The following is a 21,852-nucleotide window of genomic DNA, read 5'->3' as shown; positions in this document are numbered from 1 at the left end:
TCCGGAGAGACCACATGTTAAGCAATTCACTGATCGAACTGGATCGCGCCCATCTGGTGCACCCTGTCTCCTCCTTCCGCGGCCACGAGAAGCTGGGCGTGCGGGTGCTGCAATCGGCAAGCGGCGCCACCGTCACCGATATCACCGGCCATCGGCTCATCGACGGCTTTGCCGGCTTGTGGTGCGTCAATGCCGGTTATGGCCATGACAGCATCGTTGAAGCGGCGGCAAAGCAGATGCGTGAATTGCCCTATGCCACCGCCTATTTCGACATTGGCAGCGAACCGGCGATCCGGCTTGCCTCGGAACTTGCCGACCGCGCGCCGGGCGATCTCAATCACGTCTATTTCACGCTTGGCGGCTCCGATGCGGTGGACAGCACCATCCGGTTCATCCGGTATTACTGGCATGCCAAAGGTCAGCCGCAGCGCGACCAGTTCATTTCCATCGAACAGGGGTATCACGGCTCCACCACCGCCGGCTCCGGCCTCACTGCGCTACCCGCTTTCCACGCGGGTTTCGGCGTGCCCTACGACTGGCAGCACAAAATCCCGTCGCACTACGCCTACCGTAACCCGGTGGGAAGCGACCCGGCCGCCATCATCGCATCCTCCCTGCAAATCCTGAAGGACAAGATCGAGACGATCGGTCCGGACCGTGTCGCCGCCTTCTATGCGGAACCGATCCAGGGTTCCGGCGGGGTTCTCGTACCGCCTCCCGGCTGGATCAAGGCCATGCGCGACCTCTGCCGGTCCTATGGCATCCTCTTCGTCGCCGACGAGGTCATCACCGGCTTTGGCCGGACGGGGCCGCTGTTTGCCTGCGCTGACGAGGATATCGTGCCGGACTTCATCACCACCGCCAAGGGCCTCACCTCCGGCTACGTGCCGATGGGCGCCGTCTTCATGGCGGACCACGTCTATGATACAATAGCCGACTTCGCAGGCGAGGCCGCAATCGGGCACGGCTACACCTATTCCGCCCATCCCGTCAGCGCCGCCGTCGGTCTCGAAGTGCTGAAACTTTACGAGGGCGGGCTGCTGGAAAACGGCCGCCGCGCCGGCCAAAGGCTGATGGCCGGGCTTGAGAGCCTGACAAGCCATCCGCTGGTCGGCGATGTCCGCGGGCGCGGCATGCTCGCCGCCCTCGAACTCGTGACAGACAAGGACAGGAAGACGCCCTTGCCGACCGCGGCCGCCCCCGCGCGAAAAGTTTTCGACCGCGCTTGGGAAAACGGCCTGATCGTGCGTGCCTTTGCGAACGGTATTCTGGGTTACGCGCCGCCGCTCTGCTGCACCGACAGCGAGATCGACGCCATCATCGAGCGGACGCTGAAGACCCTCGATCAGACGCTCGAAGACCCCGCGGTGCGGGCCGCCATGGCCTGAGGCTATAGCCGGGAGGCGTTGCGCCACCCTCTCGAAATGTCGCAACGCACCGCATATTCGCAATATTCTGCCGAAGAGCTATTCCATTTCGGCGAATCCGGCGCGCCAAAAGTGCCAAACTATTAATGCAAACGGCAATAAACGCCATAAAAAAGGGCGTAATCGCAAATGGGAACGGGGCAAGGACCCCGTCCGGGAACAGAATAATCTGCCGCAGTCTCCCCAGGAGACCGAGGCGGCAAAGCGGAGACCGACATTGCCCAAAAAACTGAGCGACTTCAAATATATGAGCTTCGACGTGGTGGGGACCCTCATCGATTTCGAAGGCGGCCTGAAATCGACGCTGACCGCAATCGGCGCGGAAAACGGCGTGGAAGTCGATGGTGAAAAGGCGCTCGCGCTTTACCGTGCGGCCCGTTATTCCGACGCGACCGACCTGTTTCCGGATGACCTCGTGCGGGTGTACCTGATCATCGCTCCCGAACTCGGCCTGCCGGCGGAACGCGCATTCGGTGAGCGCCTGCGCGATGCGGCAAAAAGCTGGAAAGGCTTTGAAGACAGCCGCGCCGCCATGGCCGAGCTTGCCAAGACGCATCGCCTCATCGCCATGACCAACGCCCAGCGCTGGGCCTTCGAATATTTCTCGCAGGAACTCGGCAATCCTTTTCATGCCGCTTTCACGGCGGATGACACCGGCACCGAAAAGCCAAATCCCGCTTTCTTCGAAAAGGTCTTCGCCTTTGTGGAAAGCGAGGGCGCATCGAAGGACGACATTCTGCACGTTGCGCAAAGCCAGTATCACGATATCGGCATTTCCCGGAAACTGGGCATGACCAATTGCTGGATCGAACGCCGCCACGCCCAGAAGGGATATGGCGGAACGATAGAGCCGGAAAACTTTACCGAGCCGGACTACCACTTCACCTCGATGGCCGGCCTTGCCGAAGCATTGAGACAGACGGGCGGCTAAGCCGCCCCGCCAATGGCGCGCCGCGAACTGGGATGCGGCATGCCGGAAATTCATTCAGACGCATTTCAACAAATCATACAAAAGGGGAAGACCATGAGTGACAGGATTACAAACTGGACCCGTTCCGACGATGCCGCCGTTGAACAGGCCATCCGGCGCGGCGCAACGCGGCGTGAGCTGCTTCACATGCTGCTGGCGGGCGGCGTCGCCCTTTCCGCCGGTTCGGCCATTCTTGGTCGCGCCTCAAATGCCGTGGCCGCAACGCCGGTCTCCGGCGGCACGCTGAAAGCCGCCGGCTGGTCCTCCTCCACAGCCGATACGCTCGATCCGGCGAAAGCCTCGCTTTCGACGGACTATGTCCGTTGCTGCGCGCTCTATAACCGCCTGAGCTTCCTCGATGCTTCGGGCACGCCACAGATGGAGTTGGCCGAAGCCATCGAGACGAAGGATGCCAAGACCTGGACCGTGAAGCTGCGTTCCGGCGTCACCTTCCATGACGGCAAGGCGCTGACCGCCGACGACGTGGTCTATTCGCTGAAGCGCCATCTCGATCCGGCCGTCGGCTCCAAGGTCGCCAAGATCGCCGCCCAGATGACCGGCTTCAAGGCTCTCGACAAGAGCACGGTCGAAATCACGCTGGCGAACCCGAACGCCGACCTGCCGTCCATTCTGGCCCTGCACCATTTCATGATCGTTGCCGATGGCACCACGGATTTCTCCAAGGGCAACGGCACCGGCGCCTTCAAGCTCGAAAAGTTCGAGCCGGGCGTGCGTTCGATCATGGCCAAGAACACCAATTACTGGAAGTCCGGCGGCCCACACATCGACAGTTTCGAATTCATGGCGATTTCGGACGACAATGCCCGCGTCAATGCTCTTATTTCCGGCGACATCCAGCTTGCTGCCGCCATCAACCCCCGCGCGCTCCGCCTGCTCGACAAGCAGGAAGGTGTCGTGCTGTCCAAGACGACATCGGGTAATTATACCAACCTCAACATTCGGCTTGATCAATCACCGGGCAACAAAACAGACTTTGTCGCGGGCATGAAATCGCTGATCAATCGCGAGCAGATCGTCAAGGCGGCGCTGCGCGGCCTCGGTGAAGTCGGCAACGACCAGCCGGTTCCGCCAATGAGCCCGTATCATAACCCGGACCTCAAACCGAGGGCCTTCGATCTGGACAAGGCCAAGTTCCATTTCGAAAAAGCCGGCGTCATCGGTCAGTCCATTCCGGTCATCGCATCGGATGCTGCGGGCTCCTCTGTCGACATGGCGATGATCATGCAGGCTTCCGCGGCGCAGATCGGCGTCAAGCTGGACGTTCAACGCGTGCCATCGGATGGCTATTGGAGCAACTACTGGCTGAAGGCGCCGATCCACTTCGGCAACATCAACCCGCGCCCGACGCCGGATATTCTGTTCTCGCTGCTTTATGCCTCCGACGCGCCGTGGAATGAGAGCCAGTACAAGTCGCCGAAATTCGACAAGATGATGCTTGAAGCACGCGGCATGCTCGATATCGAGAAACGCAAGCAGATTTACTTCGAGATGGAAAGAATGATCGCCGATGAAGCCGGCACCATCATCCCCGCCTATATATCGAATGTGGACGCCATCTCTTCCAAGCTGAAGGGTCTGGAAGCCAATCCGCTGGGTGGCATGATGGGTTACGCCTTTGCGGAATACGTCTGGCTCGAAGCCTGATAGACCACGGAGCCGGGCATAAACTGCCCGGCGACCTTTCCGCCGATGCGGGAAGCCTCCACAATAAGGGTCGGTCGCAGGAGCATATGGAATGAACAGCCAAATAATGTCCCTTATCGCCAGGCGGCTGGTCGTCATGCTGACGACGCTGCTTATCGTGTCGTTTATCGTCTTTTCGGCCACCAGCCTGCTGCCCGGGGATACGGCGACGATCCTTCTTGGCCAAGCGGCCACGCCGGAAGCCGTGGCCGGCCTGCGCACCGCCATGCATCTCGACGATCCGGCCCTGCTGCGTTTCGTGCGCTGGCTTCTGGGCCTGCTGCAGGGTGAACTCGGCACGTCCTACGCCAACAACATGGCGATTGCCGATCTCATCGGTCCGCGCTTCGTCAACTCCATGAAGCTCGCCGGCATTACCACCGTCATCGCCGTGCCGCTGGCGCTGACCCTCGGCATCAGTTCCGCCATGCTGCGCGGAACGCTTTATGACCGGGCCGTCACCGTGCTGACCATCGGCGTCATCTCGGTGCCGGAATTCATGATCGCCACACTCGCCGTGCTACTTTTCGCCGTCTATCTGAAATGGCTGCCGGCGCTGTCGCTGGTGAGCGAAGTTCACACGCTTTTCGATGTGCTGCGGGTCTATGCAATGCCAGTCATCACGCTGACCTTCGTCGTTTCCGCACAGATGATCCGCATGAGTCGCGCCGCCGTGATCGAGACGCTGGATACGCCCTACGTGGAAATGGCGCTTTTGAAGGGTGCGCCGCGGATGCGCATCGTGCTTCGCCATGCGCTTCCCAATGCGCTCGGCCCCATCGTCAATGCGGTGGCCCTGTCGCTCTCCTATCTCGTCGGCGGCGTCATCATCGTCGAGACGATCTTCAATTATCCTGGTATCGCCAAGTTGATGGTCGATGGCGTCGCCACCCGCGACCTGCCGTTGATCCAAAGCTGCGCGATGATCTTCTGCGTCGGTTATCTCCTCCTCATCACGACGGCGGATATCATCGCCATCATGTCCAATCCGAGGCTGCGCTGATGGCCGACAATATCAAAACAACTTCGGGGACCTCGCGTTTGGGCTACAAGATCAACGCAGTCGGCGTTTTCGGCTTTCTCGTCATTTTTTTCTGGGCCATGGTCGCAATCTTCGCGCCCTATCTCATTCCGCATCCGGTCGGTGAAATCGTCGATCTCGATTATTTCGGGCCGATGACATCCGATCTCTGGCTCGGTTCCGATTATCTCGGCCGTGACGTATTTTCCCGCATTCTCATGGGCGCGCGTTTCACGGTCGGCATATCGCTCGCAGCCGTCACCATCGCCTGCACCTCCGGCGTTTTGCTCGGCATGTGCGCCGCCGTCATCGGCGGCTGGTTCGATGCAGCACTCAGCCGGTTTCTCGATGCGGTGAACTCCATTCCGAGCAAGCTTTTCGGCCTCGTGGTCGTCGCCGCCGTCGGCTCTTCCATACCGGTGCTGATCATCACGCTCTCGGTCATCTACACGCCGGGCGCCTATCGTTTCGCGCGAGCGCTGGCCGTCAATGTCAACACCATGGATTTCGTCACGGTCGCCCGGGTGCGCGGTGAAAGCCTGTTCTACCTCATCGGCTCGGAGATCCTGCCGAACATCGTCCGGCCCGTACTGGCCGATCTCGGCGTGCGCTTCGTGTTCATCGTGCTGCTTCTATCGGGCCTCTCCTTCCTCGGCCTCGGCCTTCAGCCGCCGAATGCGGACTGGGGCGCGCTGGTGCGTGAGAACATCGGCGGCCTGCCGTTTGCGGCCCCCGCCGTCATCTTCCCGTCGCTGGCCATTGCCAGCCTGACGATCAGCGTCAACCTGCTGATCGACAATCTGCCGCAGAAAATCCGCGACAGGAGCGAATAATGAGCAATCTTGTTGAAATCCGTGGACTGAAAGTCGAGGCCACCACCGATTCTGGCCGTCGCATCGACATCATCAAGGGTGTGGACATCGACATCGCCGATGGCGAAATCGTCGCACTGATCGGCGAAAGCGGTTCCGGCAAGACCACCATCGCGCTGAGCCTGATGGGCTATGCCCGGCCGGGCTGCCGTATTTCCGGCGGCAGCGTCAAGGTGGCGGGCCAAGACATGGTGCAGCTTTCCGAAACCGAACGCGCCAAAGTCCGCGGCACAAAAGTGACCTATGTGCCCCAAAGCGCGGCCGCCGCTTTCAACCCGGCGCAGAAGATCATCGATCAGGTCATCGAAGTCACCCGCATCCACCATCTGATGCCGCCGCAGGAGGCGCGCAGACGGGCGGTAGAACTTTTCAAGGCGCTGTCGTTGCCCAACCCCGAAACCATCGGCGAGCGCTACCCGCATCAGGTGTCCGGCGGCCAGCTTCAGCGCCTCTCCGCCGCCATGGCACTGATCGGCAATCCGAAGCTGGTCATCTTCGACGAGCCGACCACCGCGCTCGACGTCACGACCCAGATAGAGGTTCTGCGCGCCTTCAAATCGGCAATGCGCGAGAACGGCATCGGCGGCGTTTATGTCTCGCACGATCTCGCCGTCGTCGCCCAGATCGCCGACCGGATCGTTGTGCTGAAAGGCGGCGAGGTTCAGGAAACCGGTACGACCACGGATATCCTCGAAAATGCCCGGCATCCCTATACGAAGGAACTGCTGACCGCCTTTCATGACAAGGCGCGCGTCATCACACCCGCCAAACCGGAGCAGGCAACGCCGCTACTGGATATCGAAAACCTGATCGCCGGCTACGGAACGAAGGGCGGAGACAAGGTGCCGCTGGTGCGTGCGGTGGATAGCGTCAGCCTTTCGGTCTATCCCGGTCGCAATCTCGGCATCATCGGCGAGTCCGGCTGCGGAAAATCGACGCTGGCGCGCGCCATTGCCGGCATTCTGCCGGCGGCCGGCGGCCATGTCATCTTCGAAGGCCGGGAACTGGATGCGGATGCACGGCGTCGAACCGGCGACCAGCTACGCCGTATGCAGATCGTGTTCCAATATGCCGATACCGCACTCAACCCGTCGAAACCCATCGAGGATATTCTCGGCCGGCCGCTGACCTTCTATCACGGCATGAAAGGTAAGGCGCGCGACGCCCGGATCGATGAGCTTCTCGATATGGTGAAGCTGCCGCGCTCGGTCCGCCACCGCCACCCTTCCGGCCTTTCCGGCGGGCAGAAACAACGCGTCAATTTCGCCCGCGCACTTGCCGCCGAGCCCTCGCTTATCATCTGCGATGAAATCACCTCGGCCCTCGATACCGTGGTTGCGGCCGCAATCATCGATCTTCTCGGAGAACTGCAGCGGGAGCTGAACCTCTCCTATATCTTCATCAGCCACGATCTTTCGGTGGTGGAAACCATCTGCGACGAGATCGTCGTGATGTATGGCGGGCAGAAGGTGGAGCATCTGGAAACCGAAGCGATCAAATCGCCCTCCCACCCCTATTCGAAACTGCTGTTCTCCTCGGTGCCGAAACTCGACCCGACATGGCTCGACAATCTTCAGCAGGATGCGGAGCTGGTGCGGGCTTTTTCGAAAAGGTGAGAATGGAATGATACGGCCCTGCAAAGGGCCGTTTTCTCACGGCTCAAAGCGGAAACAGGCTGGTCAGCGGCATATGCGATTTGATGATCGGCGATTTCAGCACCACGAAGCTGAAATATTTGTCGATGCCCACATCCATATCGGTCAGCCGCTCCATGATCGACTGATATTCAACGATGCCAGAGGTGACGAATTTCAGCAGATAGTCGTAACCGCCCGAAACGAGGTGGCATTCCACCACCTGGTCGATCTTTTCGACAACGCCGAGGAAGCGGGCGAAATCGATCTGGCGATGGTTCTTGAGCGTGATTTCCGTAAATACCGTCAGTGTCTGGCCGAGCTTGTTGATGTTGATCTGCGCGGAATAACCCTCGATATAACCTTCCGCCTGCAGCTTCTTCACGCGCATCAGGCAGGGGCTTGGCGACAGATTGACAAGCTCCGCCAGCTCGACATTGGTGATGCGACCGTTTTTCTGCAATTCGTAGAGGATCTTGATATCGATCCGATCAAGTTTCATCACGTGCGGAACCCCTTTTGTGTTTTTTGAACACGCGGCATAAAATTCTGGCGCGGCAAAGGAAATCTTACCACATGGGCGAGCCCTGTCGACGTGGGGATATTTTTTTGATGCAGCATAAAGAGTTGCAGAGGCGTCACCCAACAGCAGGAGATTCCGGCAATAGGCCCAGTCTGGCAGCGTTTACACGTCAGCTAGGGTAAATTAGGACGAATATAAGGAGTCCGACCATGCCCGCCCCGCTGCAACAGATCACGACATCGCCGGAACTGCCGACATCCGCAGACGCCGTCATTATCGGCGGCGGCATCGTCGGTGTCTTCGCCGCCTATTATCTTGCCCGACGCGGCCTGAAAGTGGCGCTGGTCGAAAAGGGTCTGATCGGGGCGGAGCAATCCAGCCGCAACTGGGGCTGGTGCCGCCAGCAGAACCGAGATGCCCGCGAATTGCCGATTTCCACCAAGAGCCTGTCGCTCTGGGAAGAGTTTGGTGCAGAGAGCGGCGAGGAAACGGGTTTTCGCCGTTGCGGGCTGTTTTACCTGAGCGACAATGAGGCCGAACTTGCCGGCTGGGCACGCTGGCGCGACTTTGCCATTACCGCAGGCGTGACGACCCATATGCTGAGCGCCGATGAGGCGAGCGAACGTGGCCGATCCACGGGAAAGCGCTGGAAGGGCGGCGTGTTTTCGCCGACCGACGGCACGGCCGATCCTTCCATGGCAGCACCCGCCGTGGCGCGTGCCATCATCAAGCTGGGCGGCACGGTGCATCAGAATTGCGCCGCACGCGGGCTTGAGACGGAAAGCGGCCGGGTCAGCGCCGTCGTCACCGAAAAAGGCACGATCCGCACCAAAACCGCCATCATGTCCGGCGGGGCCTGGGCGTCGTCCTTTTGCCGACAGCTCGGAATTCGTTTCCCGCAGGCGTCCGTCCGCTCCTCCATCCTGTCGGTCGCACCAGGTGCTGAAGGCCTGCCGGATGCACTGCACACCGCCGCCGTTTCGGCAACGAAGAGAAAAAACGGCGGTTACACACTCGCCATCAGCGGGCTGGGACGCATTGACCCGACGGCGCAGCAGATGCGGTTTGCCCGAGAATTCATCCCGATGTTCCTCAAGCGCTGGCGAAGCCTGCGGCCAGGCGGGTTGGAGGGCATTCGCGGTGGCCACGAGACCCTGAAGCACTGGCGCCTCGATGCGCCGACACCCATGGAGCGGGTGCGTATTCTCGACCCGAAACCCAATGCCGCCGCCATCCGCGAGACCCATAGAAGGGCGCTGGAGCTTCTGCCCGCCCTGGGCAAAACGCAGATTTCCGCCGCCTGGGCCGGCTTCATTGACAGCACGCCCGACGGCGTGCCCGCCATTGGCGAAACCAGCGAATTGCCCGGCTTCATTCTCGCCGCCGGTTTCAGTGGGCATGGTTTCGGCATCGGACCGGGCGCCGGCCATCTGATCGCCGATATTGTGACAGGCTCGAGCCCGATCGTCGATCCCACGCCCTATCACCCCAGCCGTTTCCTTGGTTCGTCCTGGGGCAAGGTCGCGGATTTCTGACCCTCCCTTGGTGGGATGCGACGCACATTCGCGCCGGTCAGTTGCGGGATGGCTTCACGCCTTGATCCTCAAGGAGCGCGACGGCGGCAAGCCGGCCGGAGGCTTCCGCACCATTTGCACCGAGAATGCGCACGCCATCACCCGGCGCGAAAGATCATCCAAGCCGAGGTAGCTGCCATTCGGCACAGGCCGCGCTCATGCGCCCCGCCAGATTTTCTTCCACCAAGACGCAAAACCTCCCTCATGAGCCAAGTTTCACCGATTTCCTGTGAAACAGCGTGCGCAAATGGCCTTGATTTTCCGCACCAACATGTAATACAGATTATCGTACATGTTGACAAATAACGCATACATGTATGACATTGCAGCAACCGCAAACGCTGCCATACCGGCATGAGGGAGGAATTATGATCATCACCGACGTCGAGGTCCGTGTTTTCCGCACGACGACCCGTCGGCACTCGGACAGTGCCGGTCACGCACATCCGGGTCCGGCGCATCAGGTGGAACAGGCCATGCTGACCATCCGCACGGAAGATGGTCAGGAAGGTCATTCCTTCACCGCGCCGGAGATCGTTCGCCCCCATGTCATCGAAAAATTCGTCAAGAAAGTCCTGATTGGTGAGGATCATCGCGACCGGGAACGGCTGTGGCAGGACCTTGCCCACTGGCAGCGTGGCTCAGCCGCACAGCTGACTGACCGTACGCTGGCGGTGGTGGATTGCGCGCTCTGGGACCTTGCCGGCCGCTCGCTCAATCAACCTGTATACAAGTTGATCGGCAGCTATCGCGACAAGGTGCTGGCCTATGGCTCCATCATGTGCGGCGACGAGCTGGATGGCGGGCTGGCGACGCCGGAAGATTACGGCCGTTTTGCCGAAACGCTGGTGAAGCGCGGCTACAAGGGCATCAAGCTGCACACCTGGATGCCGCCCGTCAGCTGGGCGCCGGATGTGAAGATGGACCTCAAGGCCTGCGCGGCCGTGCGTGAGGCGGTCGGCCCCGATATTCGCCTGATGATCGACGCCTTCCACTGGTATTCCCGCACCGACGCGCTGGCGCTGGGCCGTGGCCTCGAAAAACTCGGCTTCGACTGGATCGAGGAGCCGATGGATGAGCAATCGCTGTCCTCCTACAAATGGCTTTCCGATAATCTCGATATTCCGGTCGTCGGCCCGGAAAGTGCGGCCGGCAAGCATTGGCATCGCGCCGAATGGATCAAGGCCGGTGCCTGCGATATTCTGCGCACTGGCGTCAACGATGTCGGCGGTATCACCCCGGCGCTGAAGACCATGCATCTGGCCGAGGCTTTCGGCATGGAATGCGAGGTGCATGGCAACACAGCCATGAACCTGCATGTTGTCGCCGCCACCAAGAATTGCCGCTGGTATGAGCGCGGCCTGTTGCATCCCTTCCTCGAATACGATGACGGCCACGATTATCTGAAGTCGCTGTCCGACCCGATGGACCGCGACGGCTTTGTGCATGTCCCTGATCGGCCGGGCCTTGGCGAGGACATCGATTTTACCTTCATCGACAACAACCGGGTGAGGTAACGGGCGATGAAAACCGTGCTCGCCTTTGGAGACAGCCTCACCTGGGGCGCAAACCCGGCAACGGGCCTCCGGCACCCGGCCGAACACCGCTGGCCGGAGGTACTGGAGGCAGAGCTCGCGGGAAAGGCGAAGGTTTACCCCGAGGGCCTTGGCGGGCGCACCACCTGTTATGACGATCATACCGGCCCCGCCTGCCGCAATGGCGCGCGGGCGCTTGAAGTCGCGCTTTCCTGCCATATGCCGCTCGATCTCGTTATCATCATGCTCGGCACGAACGACATCAAACCGGTGCATGGCGGACGGGCGGAAGCCGCGGTTTCCGGTATGCGGCGACTGGCGCAGATCGTCGAGACCTTCATCTACAAACCGCGCGAGGCCGTGCCGAAACTGCTGATCGTCGCCCCCCCGCCCTGCGTTGCAGGTCCTGGCGAAGAGCCGGCGGGCGGGCGGGATATCGGGCAATCCCTCAGGCTTGCGCCGCTTTACCGCAAACTCGCCGCCGAACTGGGGCACGCCTTCTTCGATGCCGGGTCGGTTGCCAGCGCCTCACCTGTGGATGGCGTGCATCTGGATGCGCCGGCAACGACCGCAATCGGCCGGGCGCTCGCAGCTCAGGTCAGAGAGATTCTTGGCTGATCAAGCGACACCTGTGGAGGAACCAGGCGCGTGGATCAAAACGTGGAAAGGCCGTATGAACCGGCCGTATTGGGAGGAAAAATGAAACATTTTCTTGCAACCGCAGCGCTTGGCGCCTTGCTGATCGGCGCGATGCCGCTCGGTGTTTTCGCCGAAACGCCGAAAGACCAACTCATCGTCGCCACGACCATGAGCAACATCCTGACCCTCGATCCCGCCGCCATTACCGGCCGCGAGACCGTACAGGTTCTGAACAACGTTTATGACACGCTGGTCGTGCTTTCACCGAAAGACCGCAGCGTCCAGCCACGCCTTGCCGAACGCTGGGAAATTGCCGAAGACCGCAAATCCATCCGTTTCCATCTGCGCGGCGAAGCGAAATTCGCTTCAGGCAACCCTGTGACGGCCAAGGACGTGGCCTGGAGCCTGAAGCGGCTGCTCGCCCGCAATCTGGCGCAGTCGTCCTTCCTGAAAACCCGCGGTTTCAAGCTGGAAGAGGCCGACAAGCTCTTCGTCGCCGAAAACGACCAGACTTTCGTACTGAATATTCCGAAGCCGGACGATCCCAACCTTCTCCTGATGATCCTTGCGCAGAACGGCCCAGGCTCGATCATCGACAGCAAGATGGCTCTTGAGAATGAAAAGGACGGCGATCTCGGCGGCGCTTGGCTGACACTGAATTCCGCCGGTTCCGGCCCGTTCAAGCTGACGCAATGGAAATCCAACGAATATATCATCCTCACCCGCAACGATGATTATTGGGGGGAGAAGGCCAGCATGAAGCGCATCCTGATGCGCCATCTGCCGGAATCGCAATCGCAGCGGCTGATGCTGGAAAAAGGCGATATCGACGTTGCCTACTCCTTGCAGGCCCCGGACCTGAAATCGCTTGAGGCCGACAAGGCTATCACCATCGAATCCACGCCCGGCTCCGGTTTTTATTACCTCAGCGTTTCGATGAAGGATGAGAAATTTGCGAACAAGAAGGTGCGCGAGGCCCTGCGTTACCTGATCGATTACGCCGGCCTCGACAAGGCGGTCATGCCCTATTACGGCAAGCTGCATCAGCGCTCCCTCAGCACCGGTGTGATGGGTTCGCTTCCGGATCAGGGCTACAAGCTCGACATCGAAAAAGCCAAGGCGCTTCTGGCCGAAGGCGGTTATCCGAACGGTTTCAAGACGACGCTGCGTGTGCTTTCGGAAGACCCCTTCATGAAAGCGGCAACGGCGATCCAGAACACGCTGGCCCAGGCCGGCATTCAGGCCGAACTGATCAGCGGCTCCGGCGATCAGATTTACGGCGCGATGCGAGAGCGAAATTTCGAACTGCTGCTCGGTCGCGGCGGCGGCGGCCAGCAGCCGCATCCGGACAACAACCTGCGCTCCATCGCCTATAATCCCAACAATGCCGATGACGCGAAGCTCACCAATTACCAGAGCTGGCGCACCAGTTTCTTCGATGAGAAGCTGAACAAGATGATCGAGGCGGCGCTGGTCGAGCGCGACGTGGCGAAACAGACAAAGCTTTATGAGGACCTGCAGCGTTATATGGACGAGAACGTCATGTCCATTCAGCCCTTCTCCGAAGTCATCGACACCGCCGCCTTCCGCAGCGACGTCAAGGGCATGATTGTCAGCCCCTGGCTTTCGCGGTTTGAAGAGGTGAGCAAGGAGCGGTGATGCATCCATAAGCCTTCATCCTCGGGATTGACCCGAGGATGAAGGCGGAGGGAAGCCAATATGGTAGTAGAATGTCGTCTGCAATCCCTGAGGCGCGGCTAAACCCGCGCCTTTTCTTTTTTCACCCCACGCCCGGCATCACTCCAAAAAAAGCCCGGCAGTGAAGCCGGGCAAGGAAGGAGGATGTTGTTATCGCAACGCCCCGGAGGAGCACGGTCAGGTTCTTGGAGCCGTCACGCGCCTTCATATTCCAGAGAGGCGCCGATCAGTTCGCGCGCATAGGGATGCGTCGCGCCATTGCCGGCGATAGCGTCGCGCGGCAGGGTTTCGGTGATTTCACCGCGCAGCATCACCGCGAAGCGGTCGCACATGTGATCGACGACGGCGAGATCGTGGGTCACCATGATATAGGTGAAGCCACGCTCTTCCCGCAGGCGCTGGAGGAGGTTGAGGATTTCCGCCTGCACAGAAACATCGAGCGCAGACGTCGGCTCGTCTAGCAGAAGCAGTGACGGTTCAAGGATCAGCGCCCGGGCAATCGCCACACGCTGCCGCTGGCCGCCGGAAAGCTGGTGCGGGAAACGATCAAGAAAGGCTACGGGCAGGCCTACATCCGTGATGGCCTTGCGCATGCGCTCTTCGCGGTCGCCGAGCTTGTGGATGGCTAGCGATTCCGAAAGCACGGTGCGCACCGACTGGCGCGGATGCAGCGACCCGTAGGGATCCTGAAACACCATCTGCAGCATGCGGCACCGCTCGATCAACGGCATATCGCGCACCGACCTGCCATCGATGAGGATGTCGCCGGTCCAGAAATCGTTGAGCATCGACACGCAGCGAAGGACGGTGGATTTGCCCGAACCGCTTTCGCCGACCAGCCCGAAACATTCGCCCGGCTCGACGCGGAAGGATACGGAAGGCAGCACGTTCAGCGCAGTGGGGCCGCTGCCGAAGGTGATTGAAAGATCGCGGGTTTCGACTGAAACGGCCATTATACGTTCTTCTCCAGCCATTCGGGGCGGCGGTCGAGCACCGCAAGTGGCGCACGCCTGCCGCCGATGCGCGGCTGCGCCGCCAGAAGGCCGCGCGTATAGGGGTGCTTCGCCTGATCGAGATCGCGTGCGGCGAGCGTTTCCACTACCCGGCCGGCATACATGATGAGTACCCGGTCGCAGAAATTGCGCACGAGATTGAGATCGTGGCTGATCATGATGAGGCCGATGCCGCGATCCCGCACCAAACCGTCGAGAATATTCAGGACCTGCAACCGCACCGTCACGTCAAGCGCCGAGGTTGGCTCATCGGCAATGACGAGATCTGGATCGGCGAGCAGCATCATGGCGATCATCACACGCTGGCCCATGCCGCCGGAAATTTCATGCGGATATTGCTCGTAGACGCGGGCGGCGTCGCGGATTTTCACCGCATCCAGCATGGCCAGCGCCTTTTCCCGGGCTTCCGATTTCGAAGCCTTGAAGTGGCGCAGATAGGTTTCCGTTACCTGATCGCCGACACGGCGGATGGGATTGAGGGAAAATTTCGGATCCTGAAGGATCATCGACATGCGCCGGCCGCGAACCTTCAGCATCTCCTTTTCACTCAGAGACAGAAGATCGAGACCGTCGAAATCAAGCTTGTCGGCGGTTATTGTCGCCGATGGCAGGAGCCGCAGCAGCGCCCTGCCGACGGTGGATTTACCCGAGCCGCTTTCGCCGACAATACCAAGCCGTTCCCGACCGAGGGTGAAGGAGATGCCGCGCACCGCCTCGGTGGGCGAGCCGCCATAGCGAATGCGGAGATTTTCGACATCGAGGATTGGTTTTTCCATGGCCCTATCTCCGGTTCATCTGCTTTGGATCGAGCGCATCCCGCAGGCCGTCACCCAGCAGGTTGAAGGCAAGGCTGACGGAAAGGATCGCAACGCCGGGGAAGGTGACGAGCCACCAGCTGTCGAGCATGTAGCGGCGTCCGGTCGCGATCATCGCTCCCCATTCCGGCAACGGCGGCTGCGCGCCGAGACCGAGGAAGCCGAGGCCGGCGGCGGTGAGGATGACCGTCGCCATATTCAGCGTCAGGCGGATCAGGACAGAAGGCAGGCACATGGGCATGATCGATTTGACGATGATGCGCAGCGGCGAGGCGCCCTGAAGCCTTGCGGCGGCAATGTAATCCTCCTTGCGGAAGGTCATGGCCTCGGCGCGTGCGAGGCGCGCAATCGGTGGCCATGAAGTGAGCGCGATCGCGATGATCGCATTGTTGAGGCTTGGCCCAAGTGCTGCGACGAAGGCGAGCGACAGGATGAGGCTCGGGAAGGACAGGAAGATATCCGTGATGCGCATCATCACCGTATCGAACTTGCCGCCGAGATAACCGGAAGCCGTGCCGACCAGAAGGCCGACGGGACCGACGATGATCGACACCAGCGAGATGATGGTGAGCGTGATGCGTGCGCCCCAGAGAAGGCGGCTGTAGATATCCCGTCCCAACTCGTCCGTACCGAAGACGTGGCCATTACCCGGCGCCTGCAGCGTGTTGGCAAGATCCTGGGCGTAGGGGTCATGCGTCGCTAGCCAGGGAGCGAAAATCGCGGCGATGACGAGCAACAGCAGGACGGCTAGGCCGAAGACCGATGTCGGGCTTTTCAGCAGGAAAACGACGATGTTCTTCAGCGCGTTCAAGGGCGCCGGAAGGCGGAAGGAGGTTTCTGCGCGGGCCGTCATCAGCGGGTCCTCGGATCGAAAAAGCGGTAGAGAATGTCGGACAGGAGATTGAGCCCGATAAAGATGACGCCGACGATCAAAACGCAGGTCATCACGGCATTCATGTCACCGATGATAAGATTGCTGGTGAGATATTGGCCGAATCCCGGCCAGGCGAAGACGGTCTCGATGAGAACCGCCCCTTCCAGCAGCGAACCGTAAGCAAGGGCGATAATGGTGACGAGCTGCACGCGAATATTCCCAAACGCGTGCAGCCACACCGTCTGGCGTTGCGACAGGCCTTTAACGCGGGCGGTCGTCACATATTCCTGGCCCAGCTGGTCCAGCATGAAGCTACGCGTCATGCGGGTGATATAGGCCGAGGAGGAATAACCGAGCAGCGCGGCGGGAAGGATGAGGTGGTTGATGGCCGACCAGAACACTTCCATATCGCCCGCAAGCAGGCTGTCGATCAACAGAAAGCCGGTGCGCTCCTCCACCAGACCGATATAAAACTGGTCCATACGGCCACCGCCGCCGACAAGGCCGAGATGGGCGTAAAAAACGATCAGCGCGATCATGCCGGTCCAGAAAATCGGCATGGAATGGCCGAACAGGCTGAGCACGCGTACCAGATGATCCTGCCAGCGGTCTTTATTGACCGCGGCATAAACGCCCATGGGAATGCCAAGGCCAGCGCCGATCAGGATCGCGAAGGTCGCAAGCTCCATCGTCGCGGGCATGACGCGTATGATGTCCTGGATGACGGGCTGGCCCGTGCGGATCGAGGTTCCGAAATCGCCGGTGAAGACATCGCCGAGATAATAGATGAACTGCTGCCAGAGCGGACGGTCGAAACCGAGCGCATGATAGACCTGTTCATAGGTTTCGCGCGTCGCGTCCTCGCCCACAATCGCCCGCACGGGATCGGCGGGCATCAGGCGGCCGATAAAAAAGGTCAGCAGCAGCAATCCAAGCAGCGTAACCGCAATACTTCCGATCTGGCCGGAAAGGCCATAAAGCGAAAGGCGTCTTTTTGACATGATTCCTCCCTTGCCAGAGATCGATTGCGCAAGTGACCAAAGCGCAATCCTGTCTGACAACTATCCACAAGTTGTCACAGGTGTTGGAGGCTGTCAAGCGAGTACCGGCGAAATCCCTATTGCCCAGGAATCTAAAGGCGTGCCGAAGCCGTCGGGCTTTCTTTCTGCTTTGGGAAAAGCACATGCATTGTGGCGCCAGCAAAAGCCTGTATTCTCCCACCTCGCAGAATGCGCGGACGCCTGCCCCGGCGATGATGCCGATGACACCCGCGCCTTCAGGGGGGAGAAATATGGTTGACGTGACACTTCTGGCATTTGCCGTGGTCGCTTTTATCGGCATTGCCACGCCCGGCCCTACCGTTTTGCTCGCGCTTACAAATGGTTCAAGATTCGGAGTACGCCGCGCCATGAGCGGCATGGCTGGCGCTGTTCTCTCGGATTTTGTCCTGATCGGCGCAGTAGCACTAGGATTGGGGGCGTTGCTCGCCGCTTCCGAATTCTGGTTCGGTGTCGTCAAATGGGTGGGCGTCTGCTATCTAGCCTTCCTCGGCATCATGCTTTTGCGCTCAAGAGGCATGCTCGATGGCGCCCTTCAACCGGCAGAGGCCAACGGGGCTGCTTCCGTTCCCTCGATTTTCCTCAAAAGCTTTCTCGTGGCGGTCACCAACCCCAAGGGATATCTGTTCTTTTCCGCTTTCCTGCCGCAATTCATCGATCCCGCTGCACCGCAGCTCCAGCAATATGCAGCGCTTGCGCTGATCTTCGCCGCCATCGATTTCATCGTGATGTTCGGATATGCCCTGCTCGGCTCGCAGGCCGTCCGGCTGCTGCGGAAATCCGGAGCCCTGTGGCTCGACCGGATTTGCGGCGGCGCGCTTCTGACGCTTGCCGCCTCGCTAGCCTTTTATCGGCGAGCGACCGTTTAACCCATTGACTCATGAGCAATTTCTGGATCACTCAGCGGCAGTGCGGGAGCGCAGAAGCACTTTGTAGCGCTCAAGACTGCCGCGCAAATGCGCCGCCATATATTGGCGGGCGCCGTCGGCATCACCTTCGATGATGGCGTCGACAATCCTCGCATGTTCCTCCTGGAGATGCAGGTTGTAGTCCTTCGGACGTGATCCGGGCGCTGCCCCCTGCAATTCGCCGCGAGGAATGATGCCGGTGCGAATGAGCTGAAGAAACTCGGGAAACCTCCTGTTCTGCGTCGCCTGCGCAATGGCCAGATGGAACTCGAAATCAGCGTCCCGCGTCGGCAAACCGGCGGCGAGACAGTCGCCGACGCGCCGGTGCGCATCCACAATCGCCTCCACCTGCACGGCGGAACGGCGCGATGCCGCAAGCCCGGCGGATTCAACCTCAAAGACCGTGCGCAATTCCAGCAACTCGATCACCGAGGAAATCCGTCCCACGGCCAGATCGTTAAAAGGCAGCTCCTTGGCCGGCTTTACTTCGACGGCAAAAACGCCCGCGCCCTTGCGGGCTTCAACGAGGCCGTCGGCGCGCAGAATGGCGATGGCTTCGCGTACCACTGTGCGGCTCACCGAATATTCCCGCGTGAGTTCGCTTTCGCTCGGAAGACGGTCGCCGGGGCGAAAAACGCCTTCGGACAAATCCCGCCGCAATGCCGAACTGATTTTCGCCGCGAGCGATACTCCTTGCTTCGTGTTGCTCTCAACGTCCATTCCGGCCCACCTGTTTCAAACTTGTCTGGCATGTTAGCAAACACCCGCCACATTGCAAGGGCCGCGCCTCCGCACCGCCGGGACGGTCGGCCGCCCTCACGCCGCAGCCATGGCCGAACTGCTGGAAAAGCGGCTTCTATATTCACCCGGCGAGAGGCCGAGAATGCGGTGGAACACCCGGCGAAAGGCGGCGGCGTCCTCATAACCCACCGACCAGGCGATCTGATCGACAGAACGGCGGGTGAATTCCAGCAGTTCCCGCGCCTTGCCGACACGCAGATGCTGGACATATTCGATGGGCTTCATGCCGGTGGCGGCCTTGAAGCGGCGCAGGAAGGTCCGCTCCTCCAGCCCTGCATGGCCGGCCATGTCGGTAACGCTCGTCGCCCGCCCGGCGCGGGCCTGCAGCCAGTGCTGCACCTTCAGGATCGGCTCGTCGCCATGCGTCAGCCTTGGGACGAAGCTGCTATAATGGCGCTGTTCACGCCCCGAGGGATCGATCAGCAGGAACTTGCCGGTCTCGATCATCACCGAAGGTCCGAGAAGCCGGTCGACGATGCGCAGGCCAAGATCTGTCCATGCCATCAGCCCGCCAGCCGTGATGATATCGCCATCCTCGATGACGATCTTGTCTATCTCAAGCCGGATATCGGGAAAACGCTCGCGGAAACGCTCGGCAAACAACCAGTGGGTGGTAGCCGGGCGGCCGGACAGGAGGCCCGTTGCCGCAATCATAAAGGAGCCGCCGCAACTGGCGGCAAGCGTCGCCCCCTGCGCATGCCGATCCAGCAGCCAGCGGGCGTAAGGCTCCGCTTCCTCGATTTCGGCTGGCCCGGTCAGCCTCCCGGGTACGATAAAGATATCGGGATGCCCCGGCCCTGGATCGGTATCCTGACAGCGCGCGAATTCACCGCCCTCCCCCATGCTCCAGTGACTGACCCGCAATTTCGGCCCGCCGCGATCCTGAGAAAATACCGACGCGATGGCAAAAAGATCGGTGATCCCATGCACCATGGCGATCTGACAGTCCCTATAGAGGACCAGTCCCACTTCCAGCGCGCTTCCCGTTACCCCTGCCATGACCCACACCCCGTTTTGTCAGTTTTGGCTCGTTTTCTGTCAGAAGCGCCAATCCAGTCCCGGCTGTCTCCAGAGTATCTCTATTCCCACGGGACGCAAGCAAGCTCCCTGCAACAGGAGAGAAAGCCATGACAACGATCACCACCAGAGACGGAACGCATATCTTCTACAAGGACTGGGGCCCGAAAGACGGGCAACCCATCATCTTCTCCCATGGCTGGCCGCTCAGCGCCGATGCCTGGGATGCGCAGATGGTGTTCTTCGCCAATCACGGTTTCCGCACCATCGCCCATGACCGCCGCAGCCACGGCCGCTCCGATCAGGTCTGGCATAACAATACCATGGATCAATATGCCGACGATCTGGCCGAGCTGATCGAACAGCTCGATCTTCACGACATCATTCTGGTCGGCCATTCCACCGGCGGCGGCGAGGTGACGCGCTATATCGGCCGTCATGGTACGGCCCGCGTCGCCAAGATCGCCCTCATCGGCGCGGTGCCGCCGCTGATGCTGAAGACGGAAAGCAATGCCATCGGCCTGCCGATCGATGTTTTTGACGGCATCCGCAAGGGCACCTATGACAATCGCAGCCAGTTTTTCAAGGACCTGACCATTCCCTTCTACGGCTACAACCGCGAAGGCGCCGTGATATCCGAAGGCATCCGCGACGAATTCTGGCGGCAGGGCATGATGGGCGGCCTGAAAGGTCAGCTCGACAGCATTCGCGCCTTTTCGGAAAGCGATTTCCATCAGGACCTGAAGGCTTTCGACAAGCCGACGCTGGTTCTGCACGGCGATGACGATCAGATCGTGCCGGTCGGCGCTTCGGCGCTCTCCACGGTCAGAATAGTCAAACATGCAGTGCTCAAAATCTATGAGGGCGCCGACCATGGCCTGACGCAGACCCATCAGGACCGGTTCAACGCCGACCTTCTCGCCTTCATCAACGCCTGAAACCGCCGCACAAAGGAGACACGGACATGACACAGAATACATTTCTCATCACCGGCGCATCCGATGGCATCGGTGCGGTCTATGCCGAACGTCTGGCAAAACGCGGCCATGACCTCATACTCGTGGCGCGGCGTGCCGAAAAGCTGAAAGCATTGGCCGCACGGTTGGAAAAGGATCATCACATCGCAGTCGAGGTTCTCGCCGCCGATCTTTCCAAGGCGGAAGACCTCGAAAAGGTGGAAGTGCGGCTGCGCGACGACCGTCGGATTACCGGCCTCGTCAACAATGCCGGTATTGCCGGGGAAGGCGCAATCACGGCGCTGGACCCGGCCTATGTGACAACGATGATCAACCTCAACATCCTTGCCGTCACCCGGCTTGCAGCAGCCATCGCGCCGCGTCTTGTCGACGATGGCAAGGGCACGATCATCAACATCACTTCGGTCACGGCGCTGATGCCGGCGGCATTCACCGCCGTCTACCCGGCCACCAAGGCCTTCGTGCTTGCCTTCACCGAGGCGCTGCAGGCGCAGCTTTCCCCCTCCGGCGTGCGAGTTCAGGCCGTCCTGCCGGGCATCACCCGCACCGCGATCTGGGAAGAGGAACGGCTCGACGCCATTCCGGCCGCCATGGTCATGGATGTTTACGAAATGGTGGATGCGGCCCTTGCCGGTCTCGACCTCGGCGAAGCACTGACCATTCCGTCCCTGCCGGATACGGCTGATCTTGAAAATTTCCTTGCAGCGCGCGCGGCGTTAAGGCCCAATCTGTCGCATGCACTTGCCGCAAGCCGGTATCGTGCAGCCAAAACCGAATAGAGGGAGACGTATC

At 60.4% G+C, this 21,852-nt stretch carries 21 protein-coding genes; 14 read left to right on the top strand and 7 right to left on the bottom strand.

What is annotated here, in order from left to right; translation table 11 throughout:
- Positions 1 to 14 precede the first annotated feature (14 nt).
- The 6 genes from PL599_RS01210 (at position 15) to PL599_RS01185 (ending at position 7,610) form a co-directional block, all read left to right on the top strand.
- A complete protein-coding gene (locus PL599_RS01210) occupies positions 15 to 1,388 on the top strand; it encodes an aspartate aminotransferase family protein (RefSeq protein WP_269823524.1) in 1,374 nt (457 codons plus the stop codon).
- 256 nt (positions 1,389 to 1,644) lie between these two features.
- On the top strand, positions 1,645 to 2,358 hold the full coding sequence (locus tag PL599_RS01205) for an HAD-IA family hydrolase (RefSeq protein ID WP_269823523.1): 714 nt from the start codon (positions 1,645 to 1,647) through the stop codon (positions 2,356 to 2,358).
- 93 nt (positions 2,359 to 2,451) lie between these two features.
- Positions 2,452 to 4,062 (top strand): ABC transporter substrate-binding protein, encoded by a 1,611-nt coding sequence (locus PL599_RS01200; RefSeq protein ID WP_137411543.1) that lies wholly within the window; start codon positions 2,452 to 2,454, stop codon positions 4,060 to 4,062.
- Positions 4,063 to 4,153: 91 nt separating this feature from the next.
- Positions 4,154 to 5,104, top strand: coding sequence for an ABC transporter permease (locus PL599_RS01195; protein WP_077985096.1), 951 nt, complete (start codon positions 4,154 to 4,156; stop codon positions 5,102 to 5,104).
- Positions 5,104 to 5,955 (top strand): ABC transporter permease, encoded by an 852-nt coding sequence (locus PL599_RS01190; protein ID WP_077985097.1) that lies wholly within the window; start codon positions 5,104 to 5,106, stop codon positions 5,953 to 5,955. Before PL599_RS01195 ends, PL599_RS01190 begins: the two co-directional genes overlap by 1 nt.
- Positions 5,955 to 7,610, top strand: coding sequence for an ABC transporter ATP-binding protein (locus PL599_RS01185; RefSeq protein WP_269823522.1), 1,656 nt, complete (start codon positions 5,955 to 5,957; stop codon positions 7,608 to 7,610). Before PL599_RS01190 ends, PL599_RS01185 begins: the two co-directional genes overlap by 1 nt.
- A 43-nt stretch (positions 7,611 to 7,653) precedes the next feature.
- On the opposite strand, the gene PL599_RS01180 is transcribed toward PL599_RS01185, so the two are convergent.
- The gene (locus PL599_RS01180; RefSeq protein WP_003506856.1) at positions 7,654 to 8,130 is read right to left on the bottom strand and encodes an Lrp/AsnC family transcriptional regulator; all 477 of its coding nucleotides are present in this window, start codon (positions 8,128 to 8,130) and stop codon (positions 7,654 to 7,656) included.
- A gap of 230 nt (positions 8,131 to 8,360) precedes the next feature.
- Between PL599_RS01180 and PL599_RS01175 the strand changes: the two genes are divergently transcribed.
- The 4 genes from PL599_RS01175 to PL599_RS01160 all read left to right on the top strand — a co-directional run bounded on the left by PL599_RS01175 (position 8,361) and on the right by PL599_RS01160 (position 13,558).
- Complete coding sequence (locus PL599_RS01175; RefSeq protein WP_269823521.1) at positions 8,361 to 9,686, top strand: NAD(P)/FAD-dependent oxidoreductase; 1,326 nt, start codon at positions 8,361 to 8,363, stop codon at positions 9,684 to 9,686.
- A gap of 407 nt (positions 9,687 to 10,093) precedes the next feature.
- Entirely contained in the window at positions 10,094 to 11,242 is a 1,149-nt protein-coding gene (locus PL599_RS01170; protein WP_077985100.1) for a mandelate racemase family protein, read from the top strand.
- A gap of 6 nt (positions 11,243 to 11,248) precedes the next feature.
- On the top strand, positions 11,249 to 11,878 hold the full coding sequence (locus PL599_RS01165; RefSeq protein ID WP_269823520.1) for an SGNH/GDSL hydrolase family protein: 630 nt from the start codon (positions 11,249 to 11,251) through the stop codon (positions 11,876 to 11,878).
- 81 nt (positions 11,879 to 11,959) lie between these two features.
- Positions 11,960 to 13,558 (top strand): ABC transporter substrate-binding protein, encoded by a 1,599-nt coding sequence (locus tag PL599_RS01160; protein WP_271358775.1) that lies wholly within the window; start codon positions 11,960 to 11,962, stop codon positions 13,556 to 13,558.
- 233 nt (positions 13,559 to 13,791) lie between these two features.
- Here the strand turns inward: PL599_RS01160 and PL599_RS01155 are convergent, their stop codons facing one another.
- The 4 genes from PL599_RS01155 to PL599_RS01140 are packed head-to-tail and all read right to left on the bottom strand — an operon-like array spanning position 13,792 to position 17,300.
- Positions 13,792 to 14,550, bottom strand: coding sequence for an ABC transporter ATP-binding protein (locus PL599_RS01155; RefSeq protein WP_077985103.1), 759 nt, complete (start codon positions 14,548 to 14,550; stop codon positions 13,792 to 13,794).
- Positions 14,550 to 15,386, bottom strand: coding sequence for an ABC transporter ATP-binding protein (locus tag PL599_RS01150; RefSeq protein ID WP_269823518.1), 837 nt, complete (start codon positions 15,384 to 15,386; stop codon positions 14,550 to 14,552). The genes PL599_RS01155 and PL599_RS01150 overlap by 1 nt, the downstream gene beginning before the upstream one ends.
- A gap of 4 nt (positions 15,387 to 15,390) precedes the next feature.
- Positions 15,391 to 16,278, bottom strand: a complete 888-nt coding sequence (locus PL599_RS01145) for an ABC transporter permease (protein ID WP_191216660.1) — start codon at positions 16,276 to 16,278, stop codon at positions 15,391 to 15,393.
- Positions 16,278 to 17,300 (bottom strand): ABC transporter permease, encoded by a 1,023-nt coding sequence (locus PL599_RS01140; protein ID WP_020012032.1) that lies wholly within the window; start codon positions 17,298 to 17,300, stop codon positions 16,278 to 16,280. The genes PL599_RS01145 and PL599_RS01140 overlap by 1 nt, the downstream gene beginning before the upstream one ends.
- 10 nt (positions 17,301 to 17,310) lie before the next feature.
- Here PL599_RS01140 and PL599_RS01135 point away from each other — a divergent pair, with 10 nt between their 5' ends.
- Complete coding sequence (locus PL599_RS01135) at positions 17,311 to 17,598, top strand: hypothetical protein (protein WP_269823517.1); 288 nt, start codon at positions 17,311 to 17,313, stop codon at positions 17,596 to 17,598.
- On the top strand, positions 17,591 to 18,226 hold the full coding sequence (locus tag PL599_RS01130; protein WP_173990863.1) for a LysE family translocator: 636 nt from the start codon (positions 17,591 to 17,593) through the stop codon (positions 18,224 to 18,226). Before PL599_RS01135 ends, PL599_RS01130 begins: the two co-directional genes overlap by 8 nt.
- Positions 18,227 to 18,253: 27 nt before the next feature.
- On the opposite strand, the gene PL599_RS01125 is transcribed toward PL599_RS01130, so the two are convergent.
- A complete protein-coding gene (locus tag PL599_RS01125; RefSeq protein ID WP_077985108.1) occupies positions 18,254 to 18,985 on the bottom strand; it encodes a FadR/GntR family transcriptional regulator in 732 nt (243 codons plus the stop codon).
- A 96-nt stretch (positions 18,986 to 19,081) separates the two neighbouring features.
- Positions 19,082 to 20,065, bottom strand: a complete 984-nt coding sequence (locus PL599_RS01120; protein ID WP_269823516.1) for a GlxA family transcriptional regulator — start codon at positions 20,063 to 20,065, stop codon at positions 19,082 to 19,084.
- 128 nt (positions 20,066 to 20,193) lie between these two features.
- Here PL599_RS01120 and PL599_RS01115 point away from each other — a divergent pair, with 128 nt between their 5' ends.
- Positions 20,194 to 21,021, top strand: coding sequence for an alpha/beta fold hydrolase (locus PL599_RS01115; RefSeq protein WP_269823515.1), 828 nt, complete (start codon positions 20,194 to 20,196; stop codon positions 21,019 to 21,021).
- Positions 21,022 to 21,047: 26 nt separating this feature from the next.
- Positions 21,048 to 21,839 (top strand): SDR family NAD(P)-dependent oxidoreductase, encoded by a 792-nt coding sequence (locus tag PL599_RS01110; protein WP_269823514.1) that lies wholly within the window; start codon positions 21,048 to 21,050, stop codon positions 21,837 to 21,839.
- The last annotated feature ends 13 nt before the right edge of the window (positions 21,840 to 21,852 follow it).

The organism is Agrobacterium sp. ST15.16.055 (assembly GCF_027956555.1).
In the GTDB taxonomy this organism is placed as follows: domain Bacteria; phylum Pseudomonadota; class Alphaproteobacteria; order Rhizobiales; family Rhizobiaceae; genus Agrobacterium; species Agrobacterium salinitolerans.
This window is presented reverse-complemented; position numbering and strand designations above follow the sequence as displayed.